Consider the following 16,124-nt stretch of genomic DNA (forward strand, 5'->3'; position numbering starts at 1 on the left):
GGCGGCCGGCGGTGTCCGTCGTCGGGTGTGCGGGGTGGGAGGAACCATGCGGGTGTGGTCGTCGGAAGGTGTGGGCTCCGGTGGCTCCGGAGCGGTCGCGACCGCCCGGGGGTCCGGGGCGGCCGGCGGGTTCGGGCGGTCCCGGGTGCGCCGGAGGGCGCTGGTGCGCGCTGGGCGCGGGCCGGCGCCCGGCGAGGGCGGCGGCGGGGGAGGGCCCGGCGGGGCGCGGCCGCCCCGGGGGGACGGGCCGCCCGGCGGCGGTGCGGGAGGCGGTCGGGCGGGAGGCGGCGCCGCGTCCGGTCGGCGGGGCGGGCGGGTCCGGGGCGGAGCCCCGCCGCCGGAGCCGGTGGCGGTCGCGCTGGCGGCGGCGGCCGCCGACTTCGCGGCCCTGGCGCGCCACGGGCTGTTCGGGCGGCTCGCGCACCCGGAGTACCTGCGGCGGGTGGAGTCGCACCTGCGCGCGCTGCACCGTCGGGGCCTGGAGGTGCACCTCAGGGTCCTGGAGGCGGGGGACTACGAGGACTACTGTGCGGCGCTCGGCCTCGATCCCCGGGCGCCCGCCACCCGGGTCGCCTACGCGGCCGATCCGGAGCTGGCCGGCGAGCCCTTCGTCTACGCCGGGCAGCGGCTGGCCGGGCTGCTCCCGGTGCTGCTGGACGACCACCGGGCCCGGGTGCGGATGTCCGTCGCCGGGGTCGCGCTGCTCCAGGCCGTCGGTGACGACGAGGACGGGCGGCGCAGGCTGGCGGCGGTCATGGGCTACGTGACGGCGGTCTACCTCGCGCTGGCCGCGGGTGCGGGGGAAGGCGGCCACCTGCTGACCCTGCGCTGCCACGGCCCGGAGGACGGCGAGCAGCTCACCTCGGCGGTGGACCTCCGCGTCCGGGCGGGGAGCCTCCACCCCGAGGGGCGGGACACCGAGGCGTTCTGCGTCACGCTGGCGGCGGGCGTGGCCGGCGGCGGCACGGGGGCGCTGCTGCTGCACGGCGATCCGGCCGCGTCCGGCGGTGCGCTGGTGCGCGGTTGGGCGCTGGCCGGCGGGCGATTGCGGCCGATGACGGTCCACGAGGTGTTCGACGAGCTGGCCGACGACGCGGCGTGCGGTCTGCCGTTCCCGCCGGGGGTGGTCCCCCGACCGGGGTTCCCGGTGCCCGGGTTCCCGGGCGAGGGGGAGGGGGGTGGGCCGCGGGGGTGACGTCGCCGGGGTGATCAGGGGGCTTCCGGGCGCCGCATCCTCCATGCGGCGCTGGGGACTGTTCATCGACCGCCTGTTCGGGGAAGATTCGGAGAAGATCAACAGCAGGAGCGTGTGGTGCCCCCACGCCGACGCTCCGGCCGCTCCGCTCCGCTCCGTACCGTGCTCCGCAGGTCCGCCCCGCGCACCGCCGGTCCGGCGAGCCCGACACCGAGAGGGGGACGCATGAGCCGGATCGAGTACAGCGCGGAGATCGCCGAGCTGCTCGGCAGGGTGCGCCGGCGTCCCACCGCGGGGTGGCCCTGGCGCCCGGGCGAGCAGGTGCCCGGTGACCTGCCGGTGAAGCAGTCCTGGGGCTGGCTGTTCGCCCCGGACGGCCGGGTGCTGACCTTGGTCAACCCCCGGGACGGGATCTGCTCGCTGCCCGGCGGCTCGCTGGAGCCGGAGGACGCCGGCGATCCGGCCCGCGCCCTGGCGCGGGAGGCGGCCGAGGAGGCCCAGGCGGTGATCGGCAGACCGTACTACCTGGGCTACCTCTACGACCGGGTGGGCTCGGCGAACGGCGGGCACGAGTGCGCGCGGGTCCGGATGGCGGCGCCGCTGCGGGCGGTCGGCCCGAGTGTGGCCGACCCGGCCTCCGGGCGGCACTACCGCCGGCTGCTGGTCGCGCCCGGGCTCGCCGTCGAGCTGCTCGGCTGGGGTGCGCCGGGGCTGCGGCAGGCCCGGGCGGCCGTGGCCACCGCGGCGCACCGCCTCGGCGTGCCCGTCGCCGCGAACGAGACGATCGAGGAGCTTCCGGTGGGGGGCTGCACCGTCTTCCCCGGTCCCGCCTACCCGGGCGTCGACCAGGGCCTCGCCGAGCCGGGCGCCCCTCGCCCCGAGGACCGTCACCCGGCCGACAGCTGATCGTGGGCCGACGGACGGCCTCCGGCCGACGGCTGGTCCGCGGTCGCAGGCTGGCCTTCGGCCTACGGGTGGCGCTCGGGGAAGGCTGATCCCGGGCCGAGGGCCGGTCCCCGGCTGACGGCTGGTGCCCGGTCCGCCCGCCGCCGCGTCGAGCCGGGTGGCGGCCGTCTGATCACCGGCCGGCCGCCGCTCCACCGGCGACCACTCCACCTGCCGCCGCTCCACCGGCGACCGCTCCACCGGCTGCCGTTCCACCGGCTGCCGTTCCACCGTCGGGCGCGCCCGATCGGGCACCCCCGCCCGCCTCCCGACCGCCCTTTCGGCTGACCGCCGACTGACCACTCGCTGACCGTTCGGCCGACCACTCTCTACGCGCGATGACCGACGCCCGTCGGCATTGGCCGCCTTGACCAGCGTCAACTCACGCACTGTGGGCCGGGGTTCACTTCTGCGTTGTCAGACGGTCCGTCAATATCCTTGGCATGAGCGCTTCCCGGTTCACCTACCTCCTGGTATTCCTTCTGTGACCAATGCCACACCAGGAGGTGTCATGCTCCGTCCAGCTCGTGCACTGTCCGTTGCCGCGATAGCGGCTCTCCTCACTCTGACCACGCTCTTCACCGCGTCGTCCGCCAACGCGGCGGGGGTCAACTACGTCGCGCTCGGGGACTCCTACTCCGCCGGCGTCGGCGCCGGCAGCTACCTGAGCGACAGCGGTAACTGCAAGCGGAGCACCAACTCGTACGCGTACCTGTGGAAGAACGCGCACGCGCCGTCATCCTTCTCGTTCGTCGCCTGTTCGGGTGCCAGAACCGGCGACATCCTCAACAACCAGATCTCCGCCCTGAGCTCCGGCACCACGCTGGTCAGCATCTCGGTCGGCGGCAACGACGCCGGGTTCGCCGACACGATGAAGACCTGCGTGCTGGAGTCGGACAGCTCCTGCCTCAACGCCGTCAACGCGGCCCAGAACTACGCCCGCAACACCCTGCCGGCCCAGCTGGACAAGGTGTACTCGGCGATCCACGCCAAGGCGCCCAACGCCCACGTGGTCGTGCTGGGCTACCCGCACCTCTACAAGGTCGGCGGCAGCTGCATCTTCGGCATCGGCGACACCAAGCGCGCCGCGATCAACGGCGCCGCCGACACGCTGGACGAGGTCATCGCCAAGCGGGTCGCCAACGCCGGTTTCACCTTCGGTGACGTGCGCAGCGCGTTCACCGAGCACGAGATCTGCGGCTCGCTGACCACCTGGCTCAACAGCACCACCCTGCCGGTCGACGAGAGCTACCACCCGAAGGCCTCCGGCCAGTCCGGTGGCTACCTCCCGGTCTTCACCCGGTCCTGACACACAGCCCCGCTGCGCGTCGCTGACGCGGGACCGCGAGGCCGGTCCCGCGCCCGCACCGGTGCCGCCGGCTGCTCCCCGAGGAGGGGAGCAGCCGGCGGCACCGGCCGTTGCTCAGGCGCCGGCCGGCCTTGTCGCCGTTCCCGGGCCCGGGAACGGGAGTTCCGCCTCCTGGTGCTCCTGGTGCTCCTCGTGGTCGAGGTGCGCCTCCAGCAGCTCCGCCATCCGGTCCGGTTCGGAGCGCATCCGCTCCGGATCGGTGACCTCGATCCCGGCGAGCAGGGCCACCGGCTCCTCCCTGACCCGCCGGACGGCCCGGTGTTCCTCGCCGAGGCGTTCCAGCACCCCGGCCGGCTCCCGCCCGCGTGACGGCCCGGTAGTCGCCGTAGCCGGGTCGCTTCCGGACGGCGGCTGCGAACCTCCGGTCCCGCCGGGCGCGCTCGGCCGGCACGGCGACGGCATCGAAGGAGTCGGCGCCGAGTTCGCCCCGGGCCGCGGGAGGGGCGAGCAGGCTGCGGTACCACGGGGGGCGGGTTCGCTCCGGTCGCCGCGGCGGCGACCGGGAGCAGTCCCTCCGCCTCGACGTACCCGAGCGGCACGGTGTGCGGGCGCCCGAACGGCCCCGGCGGTGGTGAACAGCAGCGGGCCGCGGCCCTCGAAGGGGCCGCCGACGCGGCCACGGGTCTGGGTGGGCTCTCCCGCGGGACGGGGGAGTCACGACCACACGCGGTTCAGGGGTTCAGGGGTGCGGGGCGCAGCGGCGCATCGGTGTACGGCGGTGGGAAGGGGCCGACGGACGGACGTCGACGGCCCGTGCGCGGCCGGGCCGCCGCTCCGGGGTGGGAGCGGAGGCCCGGTGGAGTGGGGCGGTAGCTCAGTGCAGGTAGTCGGCCAGGCCGGCGGGCTTGAGGCCGGCCGCGTCGGCGGCGGCCAGAGCGCGCTGGAGGTCGGTGGCGAGGGTGTCGGTCCAGTGCATCAGCACGACGTCGCCCGGCTGCAGCGTGCCGGGGTGCCAGATGTTGGAGGCGCCCCAGCTGAAGTCGGCGTCGGCGGTGAGGACGGTGCGGATGCCGCAGTTCGCGGCGGCCTGCAGGGTGTCGGCGTTCCAGGCGAAGTAGGGCGGCCGGAACACCACCGGGGCGGTGCCGAACAGGCGGGTCAGGGCGTCGCGGGCGTCGCAGATCTCGACCTGCTGCCGTTCGAGCGGGAGCGTGCTGAGGTCGGAGTGGGAGACGCTGTGGTCCTGGACAGAGGAGCCGGGCACAGCGGTGACCCGCCGGAAGAAGCCCGGGTCGGTGCCGGCGGGCATGGGCAGCGGGAAGGCGGTGATCGGCAGGCGGTGGTCGGCGATGAACCGCTCGGCCTCGGGGGTGCGCTGCCAGCCGTCGTCGACGGTGAAGAAGACGACCTTGTCGTCGGTCGGGACGGATCCGGCGGCGACGGCCGGGGTGGGCGCCGGGCCGTCCACCCGGACGTCGTCGACGGAGAACGGCCCCTGCTGGTACCAGCCGTGGACGTAGAGGCGGACGCTGCGGGCCTTGGGGCCGGTGGTGAAGCGGGTGGTGAGCTGCTGCCAGCCGCCTGCGGTGCTCGCGGTCCAGGCGGGGGCGACGTCGCGGCCGGTGCCGGTGGCGCCCAGGTAGACGAAGGAGCCGCGGACCCAGGCCGAGGCGGTGTAGGTGGTGTCGGGCTGGACGGAGACGGTCTGCGCGCACTCGCCGGTGGAGTCGTCGCCGGCCGGGGTGACGGTGAGCGCGGAGCTCCCGGAGTGCGGGGCGGCGGTGGTGAGGGCGGCCTCGGCCGGGCCGCCGGTGCAGCTCCAGCCGGGGACGCTGCCCCAGTCGGCGAGGTCGGGGGAGGGAAGTTCGAAGCCGGGGTTGGTGGCCAGGTTGACGGTCGGGCCGCCGGTGCCCCCGGCGGCTCCGGGGGTCGCGGTGGCCACCGGGGCGGTGAGCGCGGTGAGCAGCGCGACGGAGGCGGCCAGCGCGGACAGGCGCGTGGACATCGACACGTGAGGACTCCTGCGGGGTGGGGGAGCCGCGCCCGTGGGGAGGGCGTGGCGGAATCGGGACCGTGGAACCGGGGCGCTCCCCGAGGGGCGGGAGCGGGTGGTGCGCCGCACGCGGACCGAGGAGAAACAATGGACTGGACCAATCGGCCCGTCAAGGGAACGGCGGGTGAACCGAGTGCCGCCCGCCCGGCCGCAAAGAGGACGAGACGACCCGTCAGGAGACGTACCGCACAAGGGCGGTGGAACCGGCGGCTCACCGACCTATCGGACGTGCCGGTGGGGGCGGGGCGGCGGGCCGGATCGGGGCGGCGCTCGCGCCGGCTCAGGAGACGTACAGCTCCGCGACGTCCTCGGCGTAGTACTCGGCGATGGCCGCCCGGCGCAGTTTCAGCGAGGGCGTCAGCAGGCCCTGCTCCTGGCTGAACTCCCGCGGCAGCAGCCGGAACGCGCGGATCGACTCGGCCCGCGACACCGCGGTGTTCGCCGCCGCCACCGCGCGCTGGATCTCGGTGTGCAGCTGTTCGTCGGCGAGCACCGCCCACGGGTCCAGCTGTTCGCGCCCGTGCGTCTTCAGCCAGTGCGCCAGTGCGCCGGGGTCGAGGGTGATCAGCGCGGCCACGTAGGGCCGGTCGTCGCCGACCACCAGGCACTGGGAGACCAGCGGATGCGCGGCCACCCGCTCCTCCAGCGCCGACGGGGCGAGGTTCTTGCCGCTGCTGGTGACGATCAGGTCCTTCTTGCGGCCGGTGATGGTCAGGTAGCCGTCCTCGTCCAGCCGCCCCAGGTCGCCGGTCGCGAACCAGCCGTCGACCAGGGACTCGGCCGTGCACTGCGGGTGGTTGAGGTAGCCGCCGAAGACCGAGTCGCCGTGCACCCACACCTCGCCGTCGTCGGCGAGCGCGACCGAGCAGCCCGGCAACGGGTGTCCGACGGTGCCCGGCTTCTGCCGGCCGATCGGGTTGGCCGTGATCGCGGCGGACGTCTCGGTCAGCCCGTACCCCTCGTAGAGCTGCAGTCCGGCGCCGGTGAAGAAGAGGCCGAGGTCCCGGCGGAGCGAGGATCCGCCGCACATCACGCTGCGCACCCGGCCGCCGAGCACGGCCCGCAGCCGCTGGTAGACGGTCCGCTCGTAGGCGAGGTGGCGCAACCTCAGCTTCGGCCCGGGGCCCGGCCCGCGGCCGAACACCTTCTGCTCCCGGGCGGCCGCCCAGTCGACGGCCACCTGCCGGGCCTGCTCGAAGAGCTCCCCGCGCCCGGCGTCCTCGGCGGCCTGCCGGGCCTGTTGGAAGATCTTCTCGAAGACGTAGGGGACGGCGTTCAGGAAGGTCGGCCGGAAGGAGGCCAGGGCGGGCAGCAGCGCGTCGGTGGAGACCTCGGGGACGTGGCCGATCCGGAGCCCGCCGCGGATCGCCGCGATCTGGACGGCCCGGCCGTAGACGTGCGCCAGCGGCAGGAACAGCAGGGTCGACGGCTGGCCGCCGCCGGTGTCCCGGAAGGCCTCGCCCCAGCCGCCGAGCAGGGCGTCGGCCTCGGCGGCCAGGTTGGCGTGGGTGATCAGGCAGCCCTTGGGGCGCCCGGTGGTGCCCGAGGTGTAGACGACGGTGGCGATGTTCCCGGCGGCGACGCCGAGGCGCTGGCGGTGCACCAGCGAGTCGGGCACGTCGCGGCCGTCCTCGACGATCGCGGCCACGCAGTCGCGGTCCAGCTGCCAGATGCCGGTGAGGTCGGGCAGCGCGTCGCAGACCGCCCCGACCGTCATCGCGGCGTCCTCGTCCTCGACCAGGCACGCGACGGCCTGGGTCTCGGCGAGGATCCAGCGCACCTGCTCGGCGGCCGCCGTCGGGTAGACCGGGACGGTGATCGCCCCGATCGACCAGAGCGCGTAGTCGAACAGCGTCCACTCGTAGCGGGTGCGGGACATCAGGGCGACCCGGTCGCCGTAGCGCACGCCGCGGGTGAGCAGGCCCTTGGCGAGGGCGAGCACCTCGTCCCGGAACTCCCGCGCGGTGACGGGCTCCCACTGCTCCGACGGGTCCGGGCTTCCGGCGGCGCCGGGACCGCCCTGGCTGCCGGGTCCGCCGTGGCCGGCGCCGGCGGGGGGTGGCGTGCGGCGGGCGAGCTGGACGAGGTCGGGCGTGCGTTCGGCGGTGTCGTAGAGCGAGTCGGCGAGTCCTCCGGTGGCCCCGGGCCCGGCCAGGGCGGGGGTGGTGAACTCGCGCACAATCCCCCCGTTCGCGTCTCGCGGCCGTACCGCCCGCGCCGTGCTCCTGCCGTGCCCGTGGTCCTGCCGTACCCGCACCGGGCCGGGGCCCGTACCCGCACCGGGGCCGGACCCGTGCGCCACCGCCGGTGCCGTGCCGTTGCCGTCGGCCGTGCCCCGCAGGGCCCGTGCCACCGCCGGCGGCTGTCGCCGACCGGGCCGTTCGCGGGCCGTTCCGTGCCCGTGGCGCCCGGAGGGCATGGCGGTGCTGCCGGGCAGCGCAGGTGCAGCGAAACTATCGGATCGTCGTTTCGCTGCCCAGGGTTGTGACCGTGACGCGACGAGATCGGCACCGGGCCGCACGGAAAGTGTCGGGCGCGGGGAGGAGTCGTGTGCGGCCGACCACCGGGGCAAACGGGGCGTCCGGGGAGGATCCGGACGGCTGGCGGCGGTGATCGGGACCGCTTCCTGACGTGTCCCGGTCGAGCCGGAGAAGTGGGTGGGTTCGACCCTCGAACGAGTGGTCAGGGCGTAGTAGGCTCTCGCAGACCTGCGGCCGGGGGCCTCCCGGCCAGGCCCGATCCGACGACGCACCATCCACGCCGACCAGCCCCGCGGCCCCTTCCGCACCGCACCCGACACCCGTGCAGGACCCCCCCCAGGACCTGCGCACCCACGCCCCGACGCCGCCCGACCGGCCCGGACCGCCCCCACGGCTCCGAGCCCCGTCCGCAACACCGGCACCGCCCGTGGCCGGCTCCCGCCGCCCGGACCGCCCCACCGTTCCGAACCGCTCCCCGTCCGCGCCTGGCACTTCCCGACCGAGGACTCCATGCGTCTGCGCAGCAGCTCGATCCGCGCGAAGATCATCGCGCTGCTCCTGGTGCCCATCGTCGCCCTCACCGCCCTGTGGGTGTACGCGACCCTCGCCACCACCGGAGACGTCTGGGGCCAGCTGGAGATCACCCGTACGTACAAGGAGTTCGGGACTCCGGTCGACCAGTACGCCACCGACCTGCAGAACGAGCGGCGGGCCGCCGTCCAGCGCCTGGCCGACCCGAACTCGCGGGCCGCCAAGGACGCCTACGAGCGCGCCAAGACCGCCACCGACCACAGCCTCGACGTCCTGCGGCAGAAGATGGACGGCTCCGGGGGCAAGCTCTCCAGCGCCCAGCGCGGCCGCTTCCTGCAGATCGTCGCCGCGGCCGACCAGATGGGCCCGCTGCGCGCCCAGGTCGGCCGCTCGGCGCTCAACTGGGAGTTCGCGCTCGACCAGTACAGCGACCTGGTCAAGCCGGTGTTCGGCTTCCGCTCCGCCTACGTCGCCCGGCAGACCGGCCAACTCCCCCGCCAGGGGACGATCCTGATCGAGCTGGTGCGCGCCCGCGAGTACCTCTCCCAGGAGGACGCGGCCATGGAGGGCCTGCGCGCCGGCGTCGCCAGGCCCACCGGCGAGCAGTACCAGGTCGCGCTGGACGCCCTGCACAACCAGCAGGCCCTGTTCACCGTCTACATCGCCGAGCTCGAACCCGCCGACCAGGCCGACTACATCGCGCTGCGCGGGGGCGAGGCCTGGGCCGCGCTCGCCCGCGCCGAGGCGGACTTCGTCGGCGCCGGAGGCCCCGAACGGGTCGCCCAGGCCATCAACGGCGACTCCTGGCGGGAGACCGCCGACCGGGCGCTCGGCGACCTCGCCGCCATCAACTCCCGCATCGCCGGCGGGATCGGCGACCGCGAGCGGTCCGCGGCGATCGGACTGCTCTGGCGCGGCGGCATCGCCGGGGCGATCGGCCTGGTCGCGGTCGTGCTGTCGGTGCTGATCTCCTACCGGATCGGGCGCGGCCTGGCCCGCGAACTCATCGGCCTGCGCAACTCCGCCAACGAACTCGCGGGCACCCGACTGCCCTCCGTGATGCTGCGGCTGCGCCGCGGCGAGGCGGTGGACGTCGCCGCCGAGGCCCCCGAGCTGCGGTTCGGCTCGGCCGAGATCGGGCAGGTCGGGCAGGCCTTCAACGCCGTCCAGCGGGCCGCCGTCGAGGCCGCCGTCGAACAGGCCGAGCTGCGCCGCGGCGTCTCGGCCGTCTTCGTCAACCTGGCCCGGCGCAGCCAGGTCCTGCTGCACCGCCAGCTCACGCTGCTGGACACCATGGAACGCCGCACCGAGGACCCGGCGGAGCTGGAGGACCTTTTCAAGGTCGACCACCTCACCACCCGTATGCGCCGGCACGCCGAGGGCCTGATCATCCTGGCCGGCGGATCCCCGGGGCGCGCCTGGCGCAAGCCGGTCCGGATGGTGGACGTGGTCCGCGCGGCGGTCGGCGAGGTCGAGGACTACGCCCGCGTCATCGTCCGGCCCTTCCCGGGGACCGGCCTGCTCGGTAGCGCCGTCGCCGATGTCACCCACCTGATCGCCGAACTCGTCGAGAACGCGGCGGTGTTCTCCCCGCCGACCACCCAGGTCACCGTGCAGGGCGAGGTCGTCGCGCACGGATTCGCCCTGGAGATCGACGACCGCGGGCTCGGGCTGAGCGAGCAGCTGCTCGCCGAGATCAACGAGCGCCTGGCCGTGGAGCAGGAGTTCGACCTGGCCGACACGGACCGGCTGGGCCTGTTCGTGGTCAGCCGGCTGGCCCGGCGCCACGGCATCCGGGTCCACCTGCGCCCCTCCCCGTACGGCGGGACGACCGCCGTCGTGCTGATCCCGCGCGAGCTGCTCGCCGAGGCGCCGGACGGGCGGCCAGAGCCGCCGCAGGCCGGACAGCGGTCGGGCCCGGCCCGGCGCGGGCAGCGCGACCTGGTCGCCGTGCCCCCGCTCGCCGGGACCGGAGCGGACGCGCCGGGCGGCGCGCGCGGCACGGGCGGTGCCACCGGCACCGGCCGGGCGAGCGGTGTGAACGGCGCGGGTGGTGCGAGTGGTGCGAACGGCCTCAGCGGTGTGCCCGCGGCGCGGCCGACGGCCGTCGGTGGCGGTACCGGCACCGGTGGTCGGCACCGGGGCGGCAGCGGCGGGCCCCGCCCGTCCCTGCCCGAGCCCGGCCGTACACCGGGCGGACTGCCTCGCCGGGCCTCGCGCACCAAGGGCGGGCCGGTCCTGGTGCCGGCACCGTCACCGTCCGGCGGCCCGGTGGCCGACGGCGAGGGCCCGCCCGGGACGGGGCGGCACCGCCGCGGGGAGGCGCCGGCCTTCGCGGACGCAGCCGTGGACGCCGTGGACGCCGTCGGTGGCGCCGACCCTGCCGGCCCTGTGGGCGTCGCCGGGACTGCCGCGGGTGCCGCCGTGGGTACTGCCGTGGGTACCGCCGCTCCGACGGACCCGCAGCCGCAGCCCGTGCAGCGCACTCCGGGCGGGCTGCCCCGGCGCGTCCGGCAGGCCAACCTCGCGCCGCAGCTCAAGGACCAGCTGGCCAACCGGCTCCGCGACCGTGCCGCGGCCGGCCCCGAGGGCGGCGCCGCCGGCGACGGCGCGGGGAGCGGGGACGGCGAACCGGCGCGCGAGCGCTCGCCCGAGGAGGCGCGGGCCGCCTTCGCCTCGTTCCAGCGCGGCTTCACCCGCGGTCGCGGCCTCACCGCCCCCGTGGCACCGGCGAGCCCCCGGCCCGCAGCCGTCCCCGCCTGGCAGCCCCCGGACCCGTCCCGCCGGGCGATCAGCCCGGCCCCCGCGCCGATGGCGCTGCCCGCGCCGTCCGAGGCGACCCGCGCGCCGCTGGCCCGCCGGGTGCCGCCCGGTCAACCGGTGCGCCTGAACCCGGTGAACCCGGCGCCGGAGGGGCCCGTACCGTCATCGGTACGACCCGATGCGCGGGCGCGGACCGACGGGCCCGGGCCCGGACGACCCGACGGGCCGGAAACATCCGAACGTCCTGGAACGTCTGAATGACCGTACGACCCGATTCACCCGCTCCACCCGCGTGACCGCTTCACCCGCGTGACCGCTTCACCCGCACGACCGCTTCACCCGCACCACCTGCTCCAGCGGAAGGAACTGATTCATGACCACTTCGACGCAGCCGTCCGGGGACCTCAACTGGCTCCTGGACGACCTGGTGGGGCGCGTCGCGGCCCTGCGGCACGCGGTGATCCTCTCCAGCGACGGTCTGGCCACCGGCGCCTCCCGCGGTCTCGACCGCGAGGACGCCGAGCACCTGGCCGCCGTCGCGGCCGGCTTCCACAGCCTGGCCAAGGGCGCCGGCGGGCACTTCAAGGTCGGCGGGGTCCGTCAGACCATGGTGGAGCTGGACGAGGCCTTCCTGTTCATCACGGCCGCCGGCGACGGCAGCTGCCTGGCCGTGCTGAGCGAGGCCGAGGCGGACATCGGCCAGATCGCCTACGAGATGGCGCTGCTGGTCAAGCGGGTCGGCGAGCACATGGCCGCCGAGCCGCGCACCGAAACCGCCCCGCCGGTGAGATGAGCGGTCCGATGGCGGATCCGAAGGGGGAGACGGCGGGGCGGACCGGCCCGGACGGGGCGTCCGAGCCGTCCGGGCCGCGCGTGCCCGGGGTGACGGCCGGCCCGGACGGACCGGCCGGGGCCGACGGCGTGGCCGCCCCGCGCCTGGTCGCCCCGCATCCGGTCGACGCTGTGAGCGGCGCGAGCGGCACGGACGAGGGCGCGGACGACGGCGGCCCCGACGAGGACGGTCCGGAGGCGCTCGAGGTCGACCTGTTCCGTCCCCGCACCCCGGTCGACGACCGCTGGTTCGACGACGAGGCCGGGCCTGTGGTGCGCCTCTTCTCGATGACCCGCGGGCGCGCCCGGCCCGTCGAGGACGGCCTGTTCGACCTCATCTCGCTGATCACCGCCGCCGATCCCGGGCCGGACGCGGGGGCCGTGCCCGCGCACGTCCTCGACCCGGAGCACCAGACCATCCTGGCCTGGTGCCGCCGCGAGCCGCTGTCCGTCGCCGAGCTCGGCTCCTACACGGACCTGCCGGTCAGCGTCGTCCGGGTGCTGCTCGGCGACCTCTACGACGCCGACCTGATCAGCGTCACCCGACCCGTTCCGCTCGCCGAGCTCCCGGACGAGCGCCTGCTGCGAGACGTGATCAATGGACTCCGTGCGCTCTGACCACGACGGCGCCACCGCCCCCGCCGACCGCGCCAACGACCCGAGCTGGCGCGGCGGCCCGGCCGTCGCGGTGAAGATCCTGGTCGCGGGCGGCTTCGGCGCGGGCAAGACCACGCTGGTCGGCGCCGTCAGCGAGATCCGGCCGCTGCGCACCGAGGAGGAGCTCAGCGAGCTGGGCCGCCCGGTGGACGACACCGCGGGCGTGGAGGACAAGCGCACCACCACCGTGGCGATGGACTTCGGCCGGATCGACCTGCGGCCCGGGCTCGCGCTCTACCTCTTCGGCACGCCGGGGCAGGACCGCTTCTGGTTCGTCTGGAACGAGCTGGCGCGCGGCGCGCTCGGTGCGGTCGTGATCGCGGACACCCGGCGACTGGCCGACTGCTTCCCCTCGGTGGACTTCTTCGAGCAGCGCGGCATCCCCTTCGTGGTCGCGGTGAACTGCTTCGACGGCACCGAGCGCTTCTCGCCCGACGAGGTCCGGGACGCGCTGGACCTCGACCCGGGGATCCCCGTGCTGCTGTGCGACGCCCGGCTGCGCGAGGACGGCAAGGACCTCCTGGTCGCGCTGGTCGAGCACGCGGCCGCCCGCCGTCACCGTGCCCCGACCCCGGCCCGGACCTGACGAAGCGTCAATTCAGCTCCAATGGAGCGTCATCCCGTATGCGGCGCCCGCCCGGCCCCGGCCCGGCGGGTGTCCGGGGCTGCCTCGGTCGTGGCGCTCCGCGTAGTCGCGGGGCCCGCCGAGGCGCCCATGCATCGCCCGCCGTCTCATTCCGGTGTCCGCATCCCGGACGTTTCATGTGCTGAAGGTTGCCTAGACCGGCGCGGCGTGGAAGGCTCTGGACACGAAGGCCGCCCGGCCGTGCCGTCGGGAGGGCCGGAAACGTTCCGTTCACGCGACCGCGCTCCGAGCGATCGCGCAGCAGTGCAGAGCCAGGGGGAGGGCTTCAGGATGACCGTCGACCAGCGACGCGCCGCCACCGTCCCGGCCCCCGTCACGCCGGCACTCACCGCCCGCCGCTACATCGACCAGGCCCTGATCTGCAGCGCCTGTTGTCGCTGACCGGCTGACCGTTTCCCGGTCCGCCGCAGGCGCCCCGGCCCGTCCGGCAGCCCTCCGGCGCACCATCACCCCCGTTGACCAGGCCGATCGCGGGCCCGCCCACCCGGCGTGCCCGCAGCGGGCCGTCCGGCCCCGCCTCGCGGAGAGACCACCAGTGAACATCGCCTGCACCAGCCCCGCCCCCGGCACCGCCGGCCGCCCCCGCAGGACCGGGGCGGTCTCCGCGGTGTGCGACGGCGGCCCGGCCGGGCGGTGGAACGGGCGCGCCGACCGCGCCGAGGACAGCCGGAGGGGTCGCCTCGACCTCGAGCCGTTCTGGCCGTCCCGGCAGCCGCACCTGTTCGATCAGACGTGTCCGGGCTCGCCCAGCGCGTCCCGGCCCTCCGCCGGCTGATCCCGGATCAGCCCCGCACGACGCCCGGTCGACGCGCAGACGACTCCACCCCGTCCGTCACGCGCGAAATGAGCGGTACACCATGTCTTCCTCCTCCACGGCCACCCTGAACCCGCCCACCGCGACCCCGCACCTGCGCGCGGTCCGCTCCCTCCCGGGCGTCGCCCCGGTCGGGCCCGGCACGTCCGGCGCCCCCGGCTCCTCCGTCCCGCACGCCGCCCCGGTCGCCGACCGATGGCCCGGCGCACCCGTGCGCACCTCCCACGCCGCCCCGCCCCGTCAGGTCGGCGCGGCCACCGCGCCCCAGCCGGGTGCGGTGCTCCCGCCGGCCGCCGTGATCCCGGCTCCGGGCGCGGCGCTCCCGCAGGCGCCGCAGGCCCTGCTCGCCGCGCTCCCCGAGGGGGCGACCGTCGTCGCCGCCCTCCCGCAGGGTGCGCTGCCGCAGGGACTGCTCGCCCAGTACGGCTCGCAGTTCGGCGCCGCCGGGAACCCGATGGTCGGGTACCTGGTGCTGGTGCCGGCCGACACCGCGGTGGGCGCTCCGGCGGGGCTGTCCGCAGGTCCGGCCGCCGGTCCCTCCGCCACCGTGCCCGGGCCGGCGCCCGCTCCCGCCGGAGCCCGTCCGGTCCGGCCCGCCGGGCGCGGCATCACCGTCGACACCGAGCGGCGCAACGCCTACGTGGACGGGCGGCTGCTCGACCTCACGTACCTCGAGTTCGAACTGCTCGCCCACCTCACCGAGCACCCGCAGCGGGTGCACACCCGCGACCACCTGGTCTCGGCGGTGTGGGGCTACGGTCACGTCGGGGACGGCCGCACGGTCGACGTCCACGTCGCCCGGCTGCGCCGCAAGCTCGGACCGGCCTACCGGGAGACCATCGTGACGGTGCGTCGGGTCGGCTACAAGTACACCCCGGGTGCCTGATCGGCGAACTGCCAGTTAGCGGACCGCCTGTTCCTCCGCGGAACGGGCGGTCCGCCGTGCTGTTGTGACGGTTCGTGCAAGTGTGGTGTCGGGCACGCCGGTTGCGGCTTCCGGTTGCGCCTGCGGGTCAGACCTGCGGGTCAGGTCCGCTGGTCGCGTCGGCGGGTCGGCCCGCTGGTCGGGCCCAGCTGGTCGGCCCGGCTGGTCAGGCCCGCTGGTCGGGCGGCAGCAGGAGGACGGCGAGCGCGTCGGCACAGGTGCGGGCGTGGCCCAGGAACCACTCCAGCCGGTCGTCGGTCAGGTGCGCCGGGGTCGAGCGGACGGCGAGGGCGAACCGGGCCAGTCCGGAGCCGTCCAGCACCGGAACGGCCACCGTGCGCACCCCGGCGGCGGACTCGCCGTCGTTGAGGGCGAACCCGGCGGTCCGTACCTTCGCCAACTCCTCGTCGAGCAGTGCCGGTTCGGTGATCGTCCGCTCGGTGAACGGTGCCAGCGGGCCGAGTGCGGAGACCGCCGCCTCGCCCGGGCGCGGCCAGGCCAGCAGCACCTTGCCCAGGGCCGTGGAGTGCAGCGGGCGGCGCAGTCCGAGGCCGCTGTCCGGGCGGACGGAGGCGCCGACCAGGATCACCGCGTGCGGACCGCTGCGGATCGCCAGGTCGGCGGTCGCGCCGGTGCGCCGGGAGAGCAGGTCCAGTTCGGGGGCGGCCAGGTGCAGTCCGCGCCGGTGGAAGGAGAGCTGGCCGAGCTCGGCGACGGCCGGGCCGAGCCGGTAGCGGGCGGTCTGCTCGTCCTGCTCCAGGAAGCCGGCGCTGACCAGGGTCCGGGCCAGGCGGTGCGCCGTGGAGACCGAGAGGTCCATCCGGCGGGCCAGGTCGGAGGCGCTCAGGTCGGGGCCGTTGTCGTGGAAGCAGTGCAGCAGCCCCAGCGCACGCTGGACGGCCTGCGCACCGGCCGGCGGACTCTGGACGGCGGTGGCGGCCTCGGCCATGGCACCTCGCGTTTCGGTGGGGATTT

General features: G+C 75.6%; 12 protein-coding genes and 1 pseudogene. 8 read left to right on the forward strand and 5 right to left on the reverse strand.

The annotated features are described in order from the left end of the window. Positions 1 to 346 precede the first annotated feature (346 nt). From ACFYUY_RS02300 to ACFYUY_RS02310, 3 genes are all read left to right on the forward strand, one after another. A complete protein-coding gene (locus ACFYUY_RS02300; RefSeq protein ID WP_387897206.1) occupies positions 347 to 1,195 on the forward strand; it encodes a hypothetical protein in 849 nt (282 codons plus the stop codon). A gap of 225 nt (positions 1,196 to 1,420) precedes the next feature. Next, on the forward strand, positions 1,421 to 2,101 hold the full coding sequence (locus ACFYUY_RS02305; protein WP_360219628.1) for a hypothetical protein: 681 nt from the start codon (positions 1,421 to 1,423) through the stop codon (positions 2,099 to 2,101). A gap of 550 nt (positions 2,102 to 2,651) precedes the next feature. Continuing rightward, a complete protein-coding gene (locus tag ACFYUY_RS02310; RefSeq protein ID WP_360219625.1) occupies positions 2,652 to 3,449 on the forward strand; it encodes an SGNH/GDSL hydrolase family protein in 798 nt (265 codons plus the stop codon). A 114-nt stretch (positions 3,450 to 3,563) separates the two neighbouring features. Here ACFYUY_RS02310 and ACFYUY_RS02315 read toward each other — a convergent pair whose 3' ends face one another. The 4 genes and pseudogenes from ACFYUY_RS02315 to ACFYUY_RS02330 all read right to left on the reverse strand — a co-directional run bounded on the left by ACFYUY_RS02315 (position 3,564) and on the right by ACFYUY_RS02330 (position 7,681). Next, positions 3,564 to 3,794, reverse strand: coding sequence for a hypothetical protein (locus ACFYUY_RS02315; RefSeq protein ID WP_387897208.1), 231 nt, complete (start codon positions 3,792 to 3,794; stop codon positions 3,564 to 3,566). Positions 3,795 to 3,873: 79 nt separating this feature from the next. Then, a pseudogene (locus ACFYUY_RS02320) lies at positions 3,874 to 4,173 on the reverse strand (hypothetical protein); the annotation flags it as partial. 150 nt (positions 4,174 to 4,323) lie between these two features. Continuing rightward, complete coding sequence (locus tag ACFYUY_RS02325; RefSeq protein WP_360214032.1) at positions 4,324 to 5,454, reverse strand: polysaccharide deacetylase family protein; 1,131 nt, start codon at positions 5,452 to 5,454, stop codon at positions 4,324 to 4,326. A gap of 328 nt (positions 5,455 to 5,782) precedes the next feature. Then, positions 5,783 to 7,681 carry an AMP-dependent synthetase/ligase gene (locus ACFYUY_RS02330; protein WP_387897209.1) on the reverse strand — a complete coding sequence of 633 codons (1,899 nt, stop codon included), beginning with the start codon at positions 7,679 to 7,681 and terminating at the stop codon, positions 5,783 to 5,785. Positions 7,682 to 8,492: 811 nt separating this feature from the next. Here ACFYUY_RS02330 and ACFYUY_RS02335 point away from each other — a divergent pair. The 5 genes from ACFYUY_RS02335 (at position 8,493) to ACFYUY_RS02355 (ending at position 15,110) form a co-directional block, all read left to right on the forward strand. Next, positions 8,493 to 11,537, forward strand: a complete 3,045-nt coding sequence (locus ACFYUY_RS02335) for a nitrate- and nitrite sensing domain-containing protein (protein ID WP_387897210.1) — start codon at positions 8,493 to 8,495, stop codon at positions 11,535 to 11,537. Positions 11,538 to 11,649: 112 nt separating this feature from the next. After that, a complete protein-coding gene (locus ACFYUY_RS02340) occupies positions 11,650 to 12,069 on the forward strand; it encodes a roadblock/LC7 domain-containing protein (protein WP_360213917.1) in 420 nt (139 codons plus the stop codon). Positions 12,070 to 12,077: 8 nt separating this feature from the next. After that, positions 12,078 to 12,725, forward strand: a complete 648-nt coding sequence (locus ACFYUY_RS02345; protein ID WP_387897211.1) for a DUF742 domain-containing protein — start codon at positions 12,078 to 12,080, stop codon at positions 12,723 to 12,725. Beyond that, a complete protein-coding gene (locus tag ACFYUY_RS02350; protein WP_387897213.1) occupies positions 12,706 to 13,350 on the forward strand; it encodes an ATP/GTP-binding protein in 645 nt (214 codons plus the stop codon). The genes ACFYUY_RS02345 and ACFYUY_RS02350 overlap by 20 nt, the downstream gene beginning before the upstream one ends. A 1,169-nt stretch (positions 13,351 to 14,519) precedes the next feature. Further along, the gene (locus ACFYUY_RS02355) at positions 14,520 to 15,110 is read left to right on the forward strand and encodes a winged helix-turn-helix domain-containing protein (protein WP_387897503.1); all 591 of its coding nucleotides are present in this window, start codon (positions 14,520 to 14,522) and stop codon (positions 15,108 to 15,110) included. A gap of 205 nt (positions 15,111 to 15,315) precedes the next feature. Here the strand turns inward: ACFYUY_RS02355 and ACFYUY_RS02360 are convergent, their stop codons facing one another. After that, complete coding sequence (locus tag ACFYUY_RS02360; protein WP_360213921.1) at positions 15,316 to 16,098, reverse strand: IclR family transcriptional regulator; 783 nt, start codon at positions 16,096 to 16,098, stop codon at positions 15,316 to 15,318. Positions 16,099 to 16,124 lie beyond the last annotated feature (26 nt).

This window comes from Kitasatospora sp. NPDC004745, from assembly GCF_042873275.1.
In the GTDB taxonomy this organism is placed as follows: Bacteria; Actinomycetota; Actinomycetes; order Streptomycetales; family Streptomycetaceae; genus Kitasatospora.

What these genes read in the sequence shown, in the direction of transcription:
- ACFYUY_RS02345 (WP_387897211.1), top strand. Translation starts at nt 12,078, where the DNA reads ATGGCGGATCCGAAGGGGGAGACGGCGGGGCGGACCGGCCCGGACGGG.
- ACFYUY_RS02335 (WP_387897210.1), top strand. Translation starts at nt 8,493, where the DNA reads ATGCGTCTGCGCAGCAGCTCGATCCGCGCGAAGATCATCGCGCTGCTC.
- ACFYUY_RS02310 (WP_360219625.1), top strand. Translation starts at nt 2,652, where the DNA reads ATGCTCCGTCCAGCTCGTGCACTGTCCGTTGCCGCGATAGCGGCTCTC.
- ACFYUY_RS02360 (WP_360213921.1), bottom strand. Translation starts at nt 16,098, where the DNA reads ATGGCCGAGGCCGCCACCGCCGTCCAGAGTCCGCCGGCCGGTGCGCAG.
- ACFYUY_RS02350 (WP_387897213.1), top strand. Translation starts at nt 12,706, where the DNA reads ATGGACTCCGTGCGCTCTGACCACGACGGCGCCACCGCCCCCGCCGAC.
- ACFYUY_RS02340 (WP_360213917.1), top strand. Translation starts at nt 11,650, where the DNA reads ATGACCACTTCGACGCAGCCGTCCGGGGACCTCAACTGGCTCCTGGAC.
- ACFYUY_RS02325 (WP_360214032.1), bottom strand. Translation starts at nt 5,454, where the DNA reads ATGTCCACGCGCCTGTCCGCGCTGGCCGCCTCCGTCGCGCTGCTCACC.
- ACFYUY_RS02305 (WP_360219628.1), top strand. Translation starts at nt 1,421, where the DNA reads ATGAGCCGGATCGAGTACAGCGCGGAGATCGCCGAGCTGCTCGGCAGG.